Below are 15,132 nucleotides of genomic sequence, written 5' to 3'. Positions count from 1 at the left end.
TGTCTTAACAAATGTTTTATTATTTTTACGCTTGCTCGCAAAATAAAAGAGTTTAGAAATTAAAAATTGATATAATAAAGCAGTGTAATCTTAGAACAATAATATTTGAAATCAATGAATATATATAGTTATTTCAGGTTAATTTGAAATAACTAAAAATGAAAACTTTCTTTACAAACATAAAATGATAGCTTTTTAACTAGATAACAAATAAAAAGGACCCTGGTAATATGACTTCTGCAAAATCTACCAAAGGACCCTGGTAATATGACTTCTGCAAAATCTACCCAAAATGCTACTCCTCATCTTCCTGAGGACTATGATTCTCGGATTTCCGGAGTTCTTCCTTATTACTCCTTTTTTCACCAGGAAATTATGAATTTCATCAAGTCCCTGCCATACAGCCCAAAAATCTGGCTAGATACCGGATGCGGAACAGGATCTCTTGTTAATAAGGCAATTGAGGAATTTCCGGCAACAAAATTTCTTTTACTTGATCCCTCAGAAGGTATGCTAAATCAGGCAAGGAAAAAACTATCATCCTGCCCTGCTGACAGGCTGGAATTCCTGAAAGCTTCCTCTTCCCAGGAGTTTTCTCAAGAATTGGAAGAAAAGCCGGATATTATAACTGCAATACAGTGTCATCATTATCTTACCCGCGAAGGCAGGATCAGGGCGACTGGTGTGTGTTATAATCTTCTAAAAGAAGGTGGGATTTATATCACATTTGAAAATATCAGGCCGCTAACCGAAGAAGGCATTACTTTAGGAAAACGATACTGGCGTAATTTCCAGTTAGCCCACGGCAGGACTGAAGAAGAAATAAATGAACATCTGGAGCGTTTTGATACCGAATATTTTCCAATAACTGTTGAAGAACACCTTGAGCTTTTAAGAGAAACAGGATTCAGAACCGTAGAACTATTCTGGTATTCTTACATGCAGGCTGGTTTTTACTGCACCAAATAAGTTGGTGAGTTCTCATTGTCCTTATTTTGTTTCTTATTCTTTGATTACAGGATTTAAAATCACATAAATTAGCTGACAAATTCAATCTTACTTATAGACAGAATAATTTTTTTATTAATGAAATGATATTAATATTGATTCTACATCTGTTTTTCATCACAAAAATAGAATAAATGGAATATTCATATCAAACATATTTTGGCGGTAAATTATATGGAAGATTTAATAATATATTTACTGATTGGTGCTGCAGCAGGTATTTTAAGCGGATTATTTGGGATTGGTGGTGGGGTTATAATTATCCCTGCATTAGTTGTTTTACAGGGATTTTCTCAAATAAAAGCCCAGGGAACCTCTCTAGTCGCACTGCTTCCGCCTGTTGGCATACTTGCATTTCTTGAGTATTATAAAAGAGGAAACACCGATTTATATGCTGGTATAATTATTTGTGTTGCTATGGTTATTGGTGCTAAATTCGGAGCACAATTCGCAAATATGCTCCCAGTGGATGTACTAAGAAAAGCTTTTGGTATATTTGTTATTTTAATAGGAATAAAGACCTTTTTGGGAAAATAAGACTTTGATGTTAATGAAGAATATCAGAGAATATCAGTAACCACTCAGCCTGTGAAAAGTAGGTCTATTGATGTTAATTTTAACGCAAATCCAAACAGGAAGTAAAAGATCTAATAAAAAATTCAGGTAAATTATGATGCTCTCAGAATTTGCCGGAATCTCTGAAGCTTTGAAGCCCAGAACTCTATAAAAAAGAAATGAGATTAGTACGAAGAATCTTTTCTTTTCGTACTTCTAGTATTTCTCGTATAACCTGTGCTGCGAGAGCCGCTGCGAGAGTCACTTCGAGTGCCACCGCGAGAGTCACCAGTACTCTTTGAACTTCTCCCTTTTGATTTCTGGGCAAGTTCTACAAAGGGTTTTCGCCCTCTCATTCTGTTTTTGAAGATTTCAAGCAGGGCTTCAGCCTGGGCAAAAGGTACGGTTACGAAGGAGAAGTGGGGGAAAATTTCTGCGTCCCTTATTTTCAGTTCGCTATCTCCTGTTTCCTCCTGAATGAACTCACTCAACTTGTCAGGAGTCATGCCGTCAACTTTTCCCATAGCTATGAACAGCCTTGTTTTGCCTTTTCTATCGACATAAGAACTGCTGGAAATCTCTGCGTACATGCTTTCGTCGAACTGTTCTTTGAAAGCGTACTTAAGAAGTGCAGCCAGGATTTTTTCTGCCGGATATTCATTTAGGAGTTTTTCGCTCATCTCAAGGCAGTCGCCATATTCTTCCATCTTTATAGTAGAGTCAAGTTCGGCTTTTATTCTAGTCCTTTTGGCTTTGATCACATCTTTTATTTCAGGCAGTTTTCCTTTCTTCATCTCTGACTTTGAAGTCTTTTTTATGTAAGTGAGTCGCCTGTATTCATTGGATGTAACAAAGGTAATCGCAGTTCCCTGCTTTCCGGCCCTTCCTGTCCTTCCGATCCTGTGCACGTAGGATTCGGGATCCTGGGGAAGAGCATAGTTGATAACATGGGTCAGGTCCATGATATCAATACCTCGCGCTGCAACGTCAGTTGCTACGAGGATATTTATCTTCTGTTTCCTGAACTTATTCAGGATTTTTTCCCTTTCATTCTGGGAGAGGTCTCCATGCAGTGCATCGGCTGAGTAACCTCTGTCTCCAAGCTTCTGAGCAAGCTGGCCGGTATCTGTTTTTGTCCTGCAGAAAATAAGCCCGTAGAACTCGTCTTCGATATCTATAATCCTGCACAGAGCTTCGAACTTGTCGTTTTCCTGTACCTCAAAGTAGATCTGTTCCGTCAGTTCTGCGACAATTTCTTCTTTTTCTATAGCAATGTGCTCATAGTTTTTCATATACTTCTTGACGATTCCAAGGATTGCTTTTGGCATTGTAGCTGAAAAGAAAAGCATTCGCTTATGAGGCCCAGTTGCCTTTAGAATTTCCTTAATATCGTCAATGAAGCCCATATTGAGCATTTCATCGGCTTCGTCCAGCACAAAGTACATGATGTCCTCAAGGTTCAAGCTCTTCCGCTCAAGGTGATCGATGACCCTTCCTGGGGTTCCCACGACAATATCAACTCCACTTTTCAGCACTCTGAGCTGCTGGGTCATGGACTGTCCCCCATAAATCGGGACGATATGCAGCTTTTTGTCCCCTTTCAGGGAGTTGAGCTCTTCTGAGACCTGGATTGCCAGTTCTCGAGTAGGGGTCAGGACTATAGCCTGCACCTTTCCTGATTTTTCCGGAATTTTTTCTATAATGGGAGCTCCGAAAGCCGTTGTTTTCCCGGTTCCGGTCTGAGCCTGCCCTATGATATCACATTCTCCTTTCAAAAAAAGCGGGATAACCTTTTCCTGAATTGGGGTTGGTTCTTCAAACCCTTTCTTTTTAAGAGCTTTTAATGTACTGTCTGAAAGCCCTAATGCCTTAAATTTTGCTAATTTTTCCATGTACTCACTCTAATGTTAATATTTTTTTACAGATCGCTCAACTTGCAGGTCTGCTGCTGACATACTCTGCCGCATACCCGGCAGTATCCTTTGCGGAAGAGGCCATTTATTGAAACCAGTACATGATACCAGCTAAAAACAGGTAAACACGCCGAATAAATGGTTGATATTTCCCGGGAATGCGAGAAGGTGCCTAGGACCAGGGAAATTCACAACCGAGATACATAAAACTTATACAGCAAAAGTTCGATTTTCTTGGATAAGTTCCGGACGCTTTTTTGAGTTCTTCCCTGTGATACAGGCAGACGGAGTTATTAGATTAAATAATACCAGGTTAGATAACCTTTGACTTGAATAATTACAGTTACCCTGTAACCAATTCCTGTATATAACCCTTTGCAACTCCTCTAATGGAGTCTTTAATGATAAAGCTTTCTATCATCCGGAAAAGCCCTTAAGCCAGATGGCAGCGATTTCCAGGAAACCCAATTATAAGCCAATAATTACAATACAAGCATATGCAGCAATTAAAATGAGTATATGCAGCAATTAAAATGAGTATATGCAGCAATTACAATATAGGCATATGAAGCAATTACAATACAGGCATATGAAGCAATTACAATACAGGCATATGAAGCAATTGCAATATAGACAGGAGTTACAGACTCAATAGAGTGCTTAGAATCGCAATCAATGCTTGGAAATTATATCCGGTGCTTAGAGGTTATAAAATGAGGCTTTAGATAGGGCTTTTCAGATAGGACTAAGAAAACGTTGAGAAAATACCTGCCTGTTCAATAATACCGTCCATGAAAACAAATTTCATCGGTCAACATTTCTTTAAGGAGGTTCAGCCTGTCTATTGAGTTCCGGATCTGTTCGGGCTTGTCAAGTACTTCTTCACATCCGGTTTCCTCCTGTATTGTTGTGATCCTCAGAAGTTCGGCAAAATTAACGCACTCGTCCAGAAAGCTATTGAACAGCTTGCGGGCTTTTATAAGGTCATCCGAGGTTCTGAAGTCGGGCTGAACGGTTTTTTCGTACTCTGCCCTATGTTTCATCTCAGATACCAGAAAACGTGACTCAACATAATTTCTTGCATTTAGAAGATCACCGAGCTTCCTGAGATCAGTCCCTATATGCTGAGTAAAGTAAGCAATCTCAAAAGCCCACTGCTTATCAAAGTTAGTTTCCGGGCCTAGACTGGAAAACGGAATTTTACTGGTCAGCCAGTTCATCTCCTGTTCATTTTTGCCTTTTTTCATTATTAATTAAGAGGAAAGAATAAAAGCTTAACTAAATTCTCTGGCTCTACAATGTGTTTTCTGGACTTTTCTTTGGGAGTACTCCAGAGAGCACATATATTACTGAGTTTGTCCTCAGTAAGCTCAGGGCTTCTTTCTCAATCAACTTATCCGCTGCTCTCTCATTCTCTATTCTTTTTCCAGAAAAAGATTTCTTTTTTACTTTCTCGTAACATCTTTTGACAAGTTTGGTACTGCTTTCCATTCCCGAAATTTAGTTCCTGGCACATATAGGGATATGTTTTAATATTGTCATGTTGATTTTTTTCTTGAAAATGGGGATGGGTAAAATGCAACTGGAATACAGTGTAAGAGGAGCCGAACTTTCGGATCTTCATAAAATCATGGTGCTTTATAAGGCTGTTGCAGCCCGATCGGGTGGAATTGCAAGGCAAGCCGATGAGGTCACTGAAGCTTATGTCCGAAATTTCATCGAGAGATGCCATGAAACAGGAATTATTCTGACAATTGAAAATCCTTTAAATCCTGAAACCTTGATAGCTGAAGTTCATACCTGCAGCCCTGGTATAAAGGTTTTTTCACATCTTTTCAGCGACCTTACAATAGCTGTGCATCCGGACTATCAAGGTAAAGGGATAGGGTCATTGCTCTTTCGAGCCCTGTTTAAGGAAATAGAATCAAAATATCCTGAGATCATCAGAGTTGAACTCATCGCAAAGGAAAGCAATCAAAAAGCCATAAGGTTTTACAAGAAATTTAGTTTCAGGGCTGAAGGCAGGCTTGAAAAAAGGATTTCAGGCAAAACTGGAGAACTGGAAGCAGACATTCCTATGGCCTGGATCAGGCAGGAATGAGAACAGCTTAAAGGGAAACAAAAGAAACTAAGCTTTTATAAGAGTTGTTTATCATTTTTCTCTATTTAAAAACTAACTGGGATAACATTTTTGAGAATATCATCCTGACAGCAAGAGCAAGGAATTGGTTGCAGTCGCTTCTTCAGTCCTTATGAGCTGCAAGTTTTGTATCAATGTCCACTCGTAAAGAGGCCTTTTACCCACGGGGCCAGTAAACAGAAAATTGCCAAGTCCATTGACACAGCTCCATTCATAGCAGCTAGTTATCAGATGAAATAAAGAGAGAACAGAAAGCAAGAGAGAACAGAAAGCAAGAGAAAAATACCTTTTCTGCTAGAATGGCTTTTGGGGAATTCCTTGGAAGGATTCCCTTAACTGCCAAATTTAGACCGGAGAACATTCAGTATTGTTTTTCAGGTAAAAAGTTTAAAAAATTGAAAAGCAGTATCAAAAAAGAATTAATTTAAAAATTAAGTTCTCATTTTGAAGGCGCTGCTTTTGGAGCTTTTGTAGTGTCTGCTTTTGGAGTTTCTGCTTTTGGCTTGTCCACTATTGGAACCGCTACCTTAATGAACTCCTTAGCACCAGTCTTTGCTCTTTCGTTAGAGATTGATATACAATCTTTTGGGCATCCATTAACGCATTCAGTGCACATAATGCATCTAAATACATTGAGTTCCCATGTTTTGTCGGCCTTAATAACTGTTATTGCGTCAGGTGGACATTTCTTTTGGCATAGTCCGCATAAAATACAGTTATCAGGATTGAAAACGATTCTTCCTTTGAACTCCTTAAAAGGTGCCCTTACCTCGAAGGGGTAAAGTCTGGTAGCAGGTTTCCGAGAAATATTTCCTAGTACAAGGTTTAACATGCCCATTGATATCACCCTTCTTTTATCTTTCAGTGCAGCTAATGCAGGGATCTATAGTAAGTACAACTATAGGCACGTCAGCTAGTTTGACGCCTGGCAGCATAAGTAACAGTGAAGGTATGTTTGCAAAGGTTGGAGTCCTTACTTTAAGTCTCTCCAGATTTTTGGTACCATTACCTTTCACATAGTATACAACTTCACCTCTGGGCTGCTCTGCTCTTATAATCGCTTCGCCAGTAGGAAAGCCCTTTACACGCGTTGCAATTTCACCTTCAGGCAGCTTGGAGATCGCATTTCTTATCAGCTTAATAGCCTCGTATATCTCATCGATTCTTACTTTAGTTCTACCGTAACAATCTCCTTCTTTTGCGACGGCTGTCTTAAAACCAAGATCCTTATAGATATCATAGTCTGAGGTATTTCTCACATCAATGGCGTTCCCACTACCTCTAAGTGTAGGTCCAGCAGTTCCGGCCTCATATGCGAGTTGCTTTGACATTACACCTAATCCCACAAGTCTTTTCTTAACAGTGTAATTGTTTACAAACACCTTTTCTATATTTTTGACTTTGGGTTCCAGGTCATCAAGAGTTTTCAGAATCTGATCAATCTGTTCTTTAGTCAAATCTCTGGAAGCTCCTCCAACTTTGGACATTGAGTGTATAACTCTGTTTCCAGTAAATCTCTCCAATACATCCAGTACATCTTCTCTGTACTTCCAGCATTCATAAAAGAGACTTTCAAATCCGAAACCATCTGCGAACAGGCCGAGCCAGAGAAGGTGACTGTGAATTCTGCAGAGTTCACTATTTATCACTCTTAAATACTGAGCTCTTTCAGGGACTTCGATATCGAAGAGCTTTTCGACTGCCCGTGAATAAGTTATACCATGGATGCCACTGCAAATTCCACAGATTCTTTCACAAATATACATCGTTTGATTGAAGTCCTTTGTGTCTATGAATTTTTCAAGCCCTCTATGAACGTAGCCCAGTGAGGGAAGTACTCCAACAACGACATCATTGTCAATCTCGAGTTTTAACGATACCGGTTCAGGTAAAACGGGATGCTGAGGACCAAAAGGTATTACGGTTGTCATTTGATTCACCTCTCAAACTGCTTTAAGCCAAAGGAGTTTTTGGACTGTTTGGCGTTAAGTAAAGGTGGCCCTTATAGTCGATTGCTAAACCTTCGAAGGTCAATCCGAAAAGATCCTGGTACTCATTCTCGATTAAAAGTGCACATAGGTAAATGCCTGACATACTCTTGGGTTTTTCACCTGGCTTTACAAAGTACCTCAGGTTCTTTAGTTTATTATCTTTCTCGAAGATATATATCAACTCGTGGCCTTCGTTAGCCTTCAGACATATCATAGTAACGTATCGATAGCCATCACTTTTAAAACCTTCAACAGCTTTTAGCACTTCTGGCATGCTTTTAATTTCTGTTATATTTTGAATCACATTATCAAGCATTTGATGGCACCTCTTTTCCTTTCAGTTTTACTTCTTTTCCTTTGATGTTCCCTTTCTTCTTATTTTCAAGTATTGAAAGTGCTGCTACTACGCCGTCAAGTATGGCTTCAGGCCTTGGGCAGCATCCGGGAACATATGCGTCTACAGGTATAACCTGGTCTACTCCGCCTACTACATTATAGCAGTCGTGGAATATCCCACCTGTAGATGCACAGGCGCCTACAGCTAGAACAACTTTTGGATCAGGAATCTGGTTATAAATATTTTTAAGCACATTTACGTTCTTATAATTCACCGAGCCTGTAACCACCATTATATCAGCTTGCTTAGGAGTACCGATGTTCAAAACACCGAATCTTTCAGCATCATATAGAGGAGTAAGACAGGCCACTACTTCAATATCACAGCCATTGCAACTGTTCACGTTTACATGTATAATCCATGGGGATTTTGCCAAACTCATAAGTGTCCCTCTTTTAAGCTAATTGGACTCCGCTAACGTACAGGAATGCTATGTTCACGATCGAAATAATTAGCAGGACTGACCAACTCAGTTTGAGCATCCACTGCCAGTATACTCTTGCGGTAATATTGTCTATGACAATTATAAGCAAGTAAGCAATGATACCTAAAAGCACACCTATTATTGGGTTTGATGCCCAGAATAAGAATATGAGTCCTGTTAAAAACACGTATTCATAGAAGTGTGCAATCTCAATAGTGGCAAACCCTGGCCCTCCATATTCTGTCGTCATACCTTTAACCAGCTCCTGGTGACCATGGTGAGAGGTTGAATAGTCAAAGGGTGACTTTTTCAGTTTGATATTCAGAACAACTATCATTGCTATGAATATAAGAGGCGTATACATCAGCATAGGAGATGATGCATCTAACACCGCAGTTAATTTGAAAGTACCGGTAAGTAGGTAGATTGCAAGAGCATATAAAATCAAAACTGGCTCATAGGACAGTATAGCCATTATTTCCCTTGAACTTCCCACTCTAGCGTACGGAGAACCGGTGCTCATTCCTCCTACAATTAAAGCTAACGAAGCTACTGTGTAGACGAATATTATCATCAAGAAGTCTTGTTTGAAAACCAACATTAAGAGGCTCAGAACTATAAATACCAGGTACACGATTACATAAAAATTTTGAGTTGGATTTACAACCATGTTGTCCTTGCTGAGGAGTTTCTTAACATCGTAGTATGGCTGCAAAAGAGGAGGGCCTACTCTACCCTGCAATCTTGCAGTAATTTTTCGGTCAATTCCTGAAGCTATACAGCCGATAATAGGAGCACCAATTAAAACAAGAACAGCTAATAGAATGTCGTTCGTATTCATAATCCTACTCCCCCTGCTAATGCAATTACAATAAGAATTATGGATATTGCGTATCCGAGTGTTGTAAGTTTACTTTCTCCAAAAGTATTCTGGAGATAGATGTTGGAAACGCTGCTTTTTTCGTAACTGCAAAGTCCATTTCTGAACATTAATCTATCCTTTTCAAGGTTGTTTTCCCCACACATGTAATAGCTGGATGTACGAGGAGTAAACATATTTTTGGTAGCTAGATAGATCAGAACTGCCAGAGCAAGCACTACGAATATTGCTGCATAAGCAAATGCCCCTATTTCAGAGGTAAATTGTCCAGCCTGTCCTGAGATAACAGGAGCGGTTTTGAGCAGAATTTCGACCTGAGGTTTAATGAAGTAGTTGTATATTGAGAATACAAAAATACTTGTAACTACAATGGCTAATCCAAGGAAGGACAATGGGAAATAAGTCTCCGGTTTTTTATGCGGAACTGCATTTTTGTCCATGCTGGATGACAGAATTGTTCCAAGCCACTTAGCGTAATAAACTGTAGTGAGTGCACTTCCAAGGACAAGGAACACTATTACAACAGGGTTGCTTGAAGCAGCTTCCATTGACACCCACTTTGTGAGCAGTACTCCGAAAGGAGGCAAGAGCATGGAAACCATTCCCAGAGCTGCAAGAGTAGTGAGAAGAGGAGCCTTGTTTATTAATCCTGACATGTCCTCGATATCTCTACTTCCTATGGTGTGCTCAATTTCACCTGTGCACAGGAAGAGAAGAGCCTTTGATATGGCGTGGAACAGGATAAGCATAATCGCAGCAGCTACAGCTAGAGGTGTGCCTATTCCAGCGCTTGCGATAATTAGTCCCAGGTTTGCAATAGTTGAATACGCTAGCACTCTTTTAGCATTTCTTTGAGATAAGGCTAAAGCTGAACACATAACGAAAGTAAAGCTACCATAAACTGCAATAGCTGTTCCGAGGCTCGAACCCGCAAAAGCTGGTACAAGTTTGACAACTAAAAACACACCTGCATTCACCATTGTGCTTGAGTGCAGTAAGGCAGAAACCGGGGTTGGAGCTACCATTGCGCCTAAGAGCCAGCTCTGGAAAGGCATCTGAGCAGATTTTGCAAAGCCTCCTATACAGAGTAAAGCAACAGGAAGAGCTACAGTGGCCATTGCTGCTGCATCAGTTCCAGCATAAGTTCCAATCCCAGAAAGAGTACTTATTTCATATTTAGTAGCGAGAAGAATTATGCCTATGGATAAAGCAATTCCACCAACCAGGTTTAAAGCAAGAGCCCTGAAACCGTTATTTATTCCTTCCTCATCCATGTTATATGAAATCAACACGAATGAACACAGAGTTGTTAGCTCCCAGAAAAGGAACAGCCATCCCAGTGTGTCAGCCATTACCAGACCATTCATGGCTCCAAGGAAGAAGCTCATTGTAAAATAGAAAATTTTTTGTCTATTTAGGTGTCTGTGTTCTTCATATTCATCCATATAACCGGTTGCAAATAATATAATCGCAGTACCGACTATATTGACAATTAATATCATTATCTGAGAAAATTGGTCAATATTAAGAGAAGCACCTTCAACACCTGGAACGTTGGTAAAAGTGTAAGCAAATAAAGCTGCCGAAACAATTCCTAGTCCGAGTGTAGGCCAGTTTTTGTATTTTGCTGACACCGCAAGAATAAATAGTATTATCAGTACTTCAAGTATGAGAACAATATTTTCAAACATTGCGAAATTTGGTTCACCAATCTGAACTACTCCAGTACCATCCAATACTAAATTAACTGATAAAGCTACTCCTATTATGAAAAAAGCCCAAGCCAGGTACTTATATAGCGATTTAGGAAGGGCTACAAATAATAACGAAAACAGTATGGGTACTATAATTAATAGCATAACGGTGTTTTCTATCATACAGCGTATCCTCCGATCTATTAATCCTCCGATCTGTTTATTGTCTGACTATAATACTGGAATTTACGCAACTGAAAAAACAGAATCCAATATCAGGACGTTTTATAACCTGAATGTTATTGTAACCTGGTTTTTATACTGCCAAATGACTTATTATATTGATTTCCCAGTCCAACTGCGCAATTCCTGAGTGTATAAGAATATGGACTAATATTCCACAAATATTATAGTATTCTTATATCAAAATCACAAGAAATAATAATATGTGAATAATGTCGATATAAATTCGACATGTTGCCAATTCTTAATATTACAAAGGCATATTTAAAGATAGTGATTTTCTTTTTACTTTTATATTACTAACAAGAATAATGGACAAAATAGCCCCCAAGTATTGTTTATTCTTGTTTACATTTCTCGTTATGTAATACTACTGAGTAACAATAGGTACTATTAAATGATTTGAGTACTACTAAGTAGTACAAATTAGCATGAACAAAGCTATATTTAAACATACTGATTTTAGTTTACTTTTATATTGCTCCTGAAACTCATTTATTAAATAGCCTGTGAAAGTTACAGTTTTAAATAAAAATGTAAAAATAAATGGTAAATAATATTATTAAATTACTACAATAATTAATATAACAAGGTGGTATTTAAAGAAAGTGATTTTAACTTTATATTTATAATAATAGTGATGATATGAATATTATAGCAAATTTGTTATACATTTATAATATTTTGAATAGACCCGAAGATCATGAATTTCCCCAAGAAATAAAAAAATTGATTTTGGAATCGAAGCACTAGTTAACAAATAGAGTAAAAAGACAAGAAGAAGGAAAAGTTTCGGTTTTGTACAGCTTATCCCTACTTCTCTCAATGTTTGATTGGGGCTCATACTGGTTATAAAAGGATATTGAATAGATATCCTGTAAAGATTATCGAAATTGCCACAATTGAGACAAAAATCGCTATTAGCTCATTTTTAAGCACTTTTTTAAGGATGATCATTTCGGGCAGGGAAACAGCTGTAACGGACATAAGGAACGCAAGAGAAGTTCCTATAGGAAGCCCTTTCCCAATTAGGCTTTCTACGATAGGAATCATTGCCATAACATTTGAGTACAATGGAACTCCGATCAGGACGGCAATCGGAACTGCAAACAGGTTGTCCTTGCCTGCATATTTCTCTAAAATACCTTCAGGTGCATATCCGTGAAAAATGCCTCCTATGCTAACGCCTATAATTACATAGACCCATACCCTTCCCATAATGTCTTTTACGTTTTCAAATGCAATATTTACTCGTTCCTTTACAGTAAGCTCATCGGGTTTTGTAGTTTGCTGCCCTACTTTTATCTTATAAACAAAGTCCTCCACGTACCTTTCCAGCTTCATAATACCAATCAGATAACCCCCAATAACTCCCAGTATAACTCCTGATACAATATAGATCACTGTTGCTTTAAGGCCGAGAGTTGCCCAGAGAGCAGCAACTGCGGCTTCATTTACGAGAGGGGAAGTTATCAGAAAGGAAAAAGTAACTCCAAGAGGTACGCCTGCCTCTACAAACCCGATAAAAATCGGAACTGAAGAACACGAACAAAAAGGAGTTACTGTTCCGATCAGAGACGCAAGAAAGTAATACTTAATCCCTTTTTTGTTTCCAAGCACCTTCCGGGTTCTTTCAGGAGTAATATAGGTCCTGAGATAAGAAATGAAAAAAATCATCAATGCAAGCAGCAAGAAAATTTTCATCACATCGTAAATAACAAAGTTAACGCTAGCTGCAAGGCGCGTGTCAGGTGCAATCCCGAAAACCTCGTATGTTAGCTTGTCTGCAATCCATTGAAGAGGATAAAATATATCTACCATTTTGAGTTCCTTCTTCCAGTTATTTGCACTCTTTTTGTAATTTTTACTTCACGTTATATCAATATATATTTATATGATCCTTAAAAGATATAAAGTTGCCGCTCTAAGTAAATATGTATAATAATAGACTCTGTTCCAAAATCCAGTGATTTTTGCATTTTTGATAGAAAGTCTTAATTAGCAAGAAGAATCCAGTTTTTATCAAAATCGATATTCGCTATCTAAAGACTTGAATCACTAAGTTGTATTACATGGATGGGACTCAGTATCAAAATCCAGTGACGAACATAAAATAAAAAATCACTAGATTTTGTAATTGGTCACCATCCCTGAGATACAACTTTGGGATTGAAGTCTTTAGATGTCGAATATTGATTTTGATGAAAACGGGATTCTTCTTTCGAATTCAGATTTTCAATCAAGAAATGAAAAAATCACTAGATTTTGGAACAGAGTCATGGATGGTGACCATTTATAAAATCTAGTGATTTTGAGTTTTACATTCATCACTAGATTTTGGTACTGAGTCTAATAATAATAATAATAATAATAATAATAATAATAATAATACCTGAATTAGAGTGAAATTAGATTGAGACACTTTAACACCGATATTCAAAGCCAGTGTAATTAAAGGTTTAATTATACATCTAATAAACCAGCAAGGGAATCTTTATGAACATACTGTCACGAAAACACCAATAGAGAGTTCAAGTGTGCTTAAACAATGCTTTCTGAAACATGACTGAAGGCTCAAATCTCATCAAAGCTGAATTTAAATTCACTAATTGAGGGCTTCAAGTATGGTCAAATGCTCTATCTGTGGGAAGGATGAAAGTTCACTGCTTAGAGTAAAGCATAGGAAACTTGGCACTGTAAAGCTCTGTTTCGAATGCTGGGAAGTCGAAAACAGCAACAAGAATCTTCATCCTTCTTGTGGTAGATGCGATTGCTGAAAATGAATCTATTCTTACATCCTGTAGTTTACTCCCACTTTTCTTCACTCTATTTTTCCCTTCGGAGTCTTACTTGCTCTTTTCCTTCTATAAGAAGTCAGCCACTAAAACCGATTAAGAATTGACATCAAAAAGTTTTAGTGACAAAGTCAGCCGTAAAAAGCTAAAAACCCTGTAAACAAGCTTAAATATCTGTTAACGGTTTTGTGCAGAGCGGTTTTGTATAAATTTAAAGGGAAGAGATTCAAATTAAAAGATAAAAGACTAAAATGGAAGATCACTTTGATTGAAGGATCTCCATGACTTTCCTGAGAGTATCTGCTACTTCCTGGTCTTCAAGACCTCTTTCTTTGCTTTTCTTGATTCCAAATTCGGAAATTACGATCTGTCTATCAGGTTTAAACCCTGCAAGCTCAAGTGTCTTGCTGGCACAGTTCAAAGGACAACCGTCAATTGTAATAATACGATCAGAAGTTTCTGCAGACTTCATAAGTCCTGGCGCTCGTGCACCTATTCCGGCAGTACACATCAGGTTCCCTATACCCTGCTTTTCGAGTTTGATTGCGATTCTGTTTGAGAGCTGGCCTATATTGACTGCTCCAGCACACGTGAAAATTGCCACATTTGCCGAACCGCATGCACATTTTGGTTCTTCTGGCATATTTTTCACACTGACCTCGGATTTATCATAAAGTGACTGTAATCTTGAGTTTATCTTAAATTAACTATAATTTTGCTTTCTAGTTCCGAGCTAACACTTCAATCATTTTAACAGATTTATTTTTTAATCCACTTTTTGATTTCATCGACACTTGGAACTTTACCTGCGACTTTAACCTCTCCGTCAACCACAAGAGCAGGAGTGACCATGACTCCATATCCCAGAATTTTATCGAAATCTTCTACCTTGATGATTTCAGCATTTACACCTGTTTCCTTTACAGCTTTCTCAACAATTTCTTTTGTTTTGTTGCACTTTGAACATCCTGTACCAAGTATTTCGATTTTCATCGTATTCACCTCAACATTCTCTATTTAAAATAACATTCTCTATTTCAAACAACATTCTCTATTTCAAATATATTTGAAATAACCTATATAAAATTTCCT

General features: G+C 38.1%; 15 protein-coding genes and 1 pseudogene. 4 read left to right on the top strand and 12 right to left on the bottom strand.

Annotated elements, in window-relative coordinates; all coding sequences use genetic code 11:
* Positions 1 to 267: 267 nt before the first annotated feature.
* Together ASJ81_RS00240 and ASJ81_RS00235 are read left to right on the top strand one after the other, a co-directional pair.
* A complete protein-coding gene (locus ASJ81_RS00240) occupies positions 268 to 969 on the top strand; it encodes a class I SAM-dependent methyltransferase (RefSeq protein ID WP_095642696.1) in 702 nt (233 codons plus the stop codon).
* 213 nt (positions 970 to 1,182) lie between these two features.
* Positions 1,183 to 1,545 carry a sulfite exporter TauE/SafE family protein gene (locus ASJ81_RS00235; RefSeq protein ID WP_095642695.1) on the top strand — a complete coding sequence of 121 codons (363 nt, stop codon included), beginning with the start codon at positions 1,183 to 1,185 and terminating at the stop codon, positions 1,543 to 1,545.
* 203 nt (positions 1,546 to 1,748) lie between these two features.
* On the opposite strand, the gene ASJ81_RS00230 is transcribed toward ASJ81_RS00235, so the two are convergent.
* The 3 genes from ASJ81_RS00230 to ASJ81_RS00220 all read right to left on the bottom strand — a co-directional run bounded on the left by ASJ81_RS00230 (position 1,749) and on the right by ASJ81_RS00220 (position 4,967).
* Positions 1,749 to 3,455 carry a DEAD/DEAH box helicase gene (locus ASJ81_RS00230; protein WP_095642694.1) on the bottom strand — a complete coding sequence of 569 codons (1,707 nt, stop codon included), beginning with the start codon at positions 3,453 to 3,455 and terminating at the stop codon, positions 1,749 to 1,751.
* Between the two features lie 797 nt (positions 3,456 to 4,252).
* On the bottom strand, positions 4,253 to 4,723 hold the full coding sequence (locus ASJ81_RS00225; protein ID WP_245859640.1) for a hypothetical protein: 471 nt from the start codon (positions 4,721 to 4,723) through the stop codon (positions 4,253 to 4,255).
* Between the two features lie 46 nt (positions 4,724 to 4,769).
* Positions 4,770 to 4,967: a hypothetical protein gene (locus ASJ81_RS00220; protein ID WP_095642693.1), complete on the bottom strand. Its 198-nt coding sequence runs from the start codon at positions 4,965 to 4,967 to the stop codon at positions 4,770 to 4,772.
* Between the two features lie 85 nt (positions 4,968 to 5,052).
* Here ASJ81_RS00220 and ASJ81_RS00215 point away from each other — a divergent pair, with 85 nt between their 5' ends.
* Both ASJ81_RS00215 and ASJ81_RS24510 read left to right on the top strand, forming a co-directional pair.
* Positions 5,053 to 5,577 carry a GNAT family N-acetyltransferase gene (locus tag ASJ81_RS00215; protein WP_245859638.1) on the top strand — a complete coding sequence of 175 codons (525 nt, stop codon included), beginning with the start codon at positions 5,053 to 5,055 and terminating at the stop codon, positions 5,575 to 5,577.
* A 115-nt stretch (positions 5,578 to 5,692) separates the two neighbouring features.
* Positions 5,693 to 5,764, top strand: a pseudogene (locus ASJ81_RS24510) (carboxymuconolactone decarboxylase family protein); the annotation flags it as partial.
* A 291-nt stretch (positions 5,765 to 6,055) separates the two neighbouring features.
* On the opposite strand, the gene ASJ81_RS00210 reads toward ASJ81_RS24510, so the two are convergent.
* From ASJ81_RS00210 to ASJ81_RS00170, 9 genes are all read right to left on the bottom strand, one after another.
* Complete coding sequence (locus tag ASJ81_RS00210; RefSeq protein WP_095642692.1) at positions 6,056 to 6,454, bottom strand: 4Fe-4S dicluster domain-containing protein; 399 nt, start codon at positions 6,452 to 6,454, stop codon at positions 6,056 to 6,058.
* A 16-nt stretch (positions 6,455 to 6,470) separates the two neighbouring features.
* Entirely contained in the window at positions 6,471 to 7,547 is a 1,077-nt protein-coding gene (locus ASJ81_RS00205; protein ID WP_095642691.1) for a hydrogenase large subunit, read from the bottom strand.
* A 22-nt stretch (positions 7,548 to 7,569) separates the two neighbouring features.
* Positions 7,570 to 7,923: an NADH-quinone oxidoreductase subunit C gene (locus ASJ81_RS00200; RefSeq protein WP_245859637.1), complete on the bottom strand. Its 354-nt coding sequence runs from the start codon at positions 7,921 to 7,923 to the stop codon at positions 7,570 to 7,572.
* Positions 7,916 to 8,386 carry an NADH-quinone oxidoreductase subunit B family protein gene (locus ASJ81_RS00195; protein WP_095642690.1) on the bottom strand — a complete coding sequence of 157 codons (471 nt, stop codon included), beginning with the start codon at positions 8,384 to 8,386 and terminating at the stop codon, positions 7,916 to 7,918. The genes ASJ81_RS00200 and ASJ81_RS00195 overlap by 8 nt, the downstream gene beginning before the upstream one ends.
* 13 nt (positions 8,387 to 8,399) lie before the next feature.
* Complete coding sequence (locus ASJ81_RS00190; RefSeq protein WP_245859635.1) at positions 8,400 to 9,269, bottom strand: respiratory chain complex I subunit 1 family protein; 870 nt, start codon at positions 9,267 to 9,269, stop codon at positions 8,400 to 8,402.
* The gene (locus ASJ81_RS00185; protein ID WP_095642688.1) at positions 9,266 to 11,185 is read right to left on the bottom strand and encodes an NADH-quinone oxidoreductase subunit 5 family protein; all 1,920 of its coding nucleotides are present in this window, start codon (positions 11,183 to 11,185) and stop codon (positions 9,266 to 9,268) included. The genes ASJ81_RS00190 and ASJ81_RS00185 overlap by 4 nt, the downstream gene beginning before the upstream one ends.
* A gap of 909 nt (positions 11,186 to 12,094) precedes the next feature.
* Entirely contained in the window at positions 12,095 to 13,066 is a 972-nt protein-coding gene (locus ASJ81_RS00180; RefSeq protein ID WP_095642687.1) for a permease, read from the bottom strand.
* Between the two features lie 1,233 nt (positions 13,067 to 14,299).
* Positions 14,300 to 14,683, bottom strand: coding sequence for a putative zinc-binding protein (locus tag ASJ81_RS00175; RefSeq protein ID WP_095642722.1), 384 nt, complete (start codon positions 14,681 to 14,683; stop codon positions 14,300 to 14,302).
* A gap of 116 nt (positions 14,684 to 14,799) precedes the next feature.
* Positions 14,800 to 15,033, bottom strand: a complete 234-nt coding sequence (locus ASJ81_RS00170; protein WP_095642686.1) for a thioredoxin family protein — start codon at positions 15,031 to 15,033, stop codon at positions 14,800 to 14,802.
* Positions 15,034 to 15,132 lie beyond the last annotated feature (99 nt).

The sequence above is a fragment of the Methanosarcina spelaei genome (assembly GCF_002287235.1).
GTDB classification, from domain to species: domain Archaea; phylum Halobacteriota; class Methanosarcinia; order Methanosarcinales; family Methanosarcinaceae; genus Methanosarcina; species Methanosarcina spelaei.
This window is presented reverse-complemented; position numbering and strand designations above follow the sequence as displayed.

What these genes read in the sequence shown, in the direction of transcription:
- ASJ81_RS00235 (WP_095642695.1), top strand. Translation starts at nt 1,183, where the DNA reads ATGGAAGATTTAATAATATATTTACTGATTGGTGCTGCAGCAGGTATT.
- ASJ81_RS00195 (WP_095642690.1), bottom strand. Translation starts at nt 8,386, where the DNA reads ATGAGTTTGGCAAAATCCCCATGGATTATACATGTAAACGTGAACAGT.
- ASJ81_RS00175 (WP_095642722.1), bottom strand. Translation starts at nt 14,683, where the DNA reads ATGCCAGAAGAACCAAAATGTGCATGCGGTTCGGCAAATGTGGCAATT.
- ASJ81_RS00180 (WP_095642687.1), bottom strand. Translation starts at nt 13,066, where the DNA reads ATGGTAGATATATTTTATCCTCTTCAATGGATTGCAGACAAGCTAACA.
- ASJ81_RS00170 (WP_095642686.1), bottom strand. Translation starts at nt 15,033, where the DNA reads ATGAAAATCGAAATACTTGGTACAGGATGTTCAAAGTGCAACAAAACA.
- ASJ81_RS00205 (WP_095642691.1), bottom strand. Translation starts at nt 7,547, where the DNA reads ATGACAACCGTAATACCTTTTGGTCCTCAGCATCCCGTTTTACCTGAA.
- ASJ81_RS00215 (WP_245859638.1), top strand. Translation starts at nt 5,053, where the DNA reads ATGCAACTGGAATACAGTGTAAGAGGAGCCGAACTTTCGGATCTTCAT.
- ASJ81_RS00185 (WP_095642688.1), bottom strand. Translation starts at nt 11,185, where the DNA reads ATGATAGAAAACACCGTTATGCTATTAATTATAGTACCCATACTGTTT.
- ASJ81_RS00225 (WP_245859640.1), bottom strand. Translation starts at nt 4,723, where the DNA reads ATGAAAAAAGGCAAAAATGAACAGGAGATGAACTGGCTGACCAGTAAA.
- ASJ81_RS00210 (WP_095642692.1), bottom strand. Translation starts at nt 6,454, where the DNA reads ATGGGCATGTTAAACCTTGTACTAGGAAATATTTCTCGGAAACCTGCT.
- ASJ81_RS00190 (WP_245859635.1), bottom strand. Translation starts at nt 9,269, where the DNA reads ATGAATACGAACGACATTCTATTAGCTGTTCTTGTTTTAATTGGTGCT.
- ASJ81_RS00220 (WP_095642693.1), bottom strand. Translation starts at nt 4,967, where the DNA reads ATGGAAAGCAGTACCAAACTTGTCAAAAGATGTTACGAGAAAGTAAAA.
- ASJ81_RS00230 (WP_095642694.1), bottom strand. Translation starts at nt 3,455, where the DNA reads ATGGAAAAATTAGCAAAATTTAAGGCATTAGGGCTTTCAGACAGTACA.
- ASJ81_RS00200 (WP_245859637.1), bottom strand. Translation starts at nt 7,923, where the DNA reads ATGCTTGATAATGTGATTCAAAATATAACAGAAATTAAAAGCATGCCA.
- ASJ81_RS00240 (WP_095642696.1), top strand. Translation starts at nt 268, where the DNA reads ATGACTTCTGCAAAATCTACCCAAAATGCTACTCCTCATCTTCCTGAG.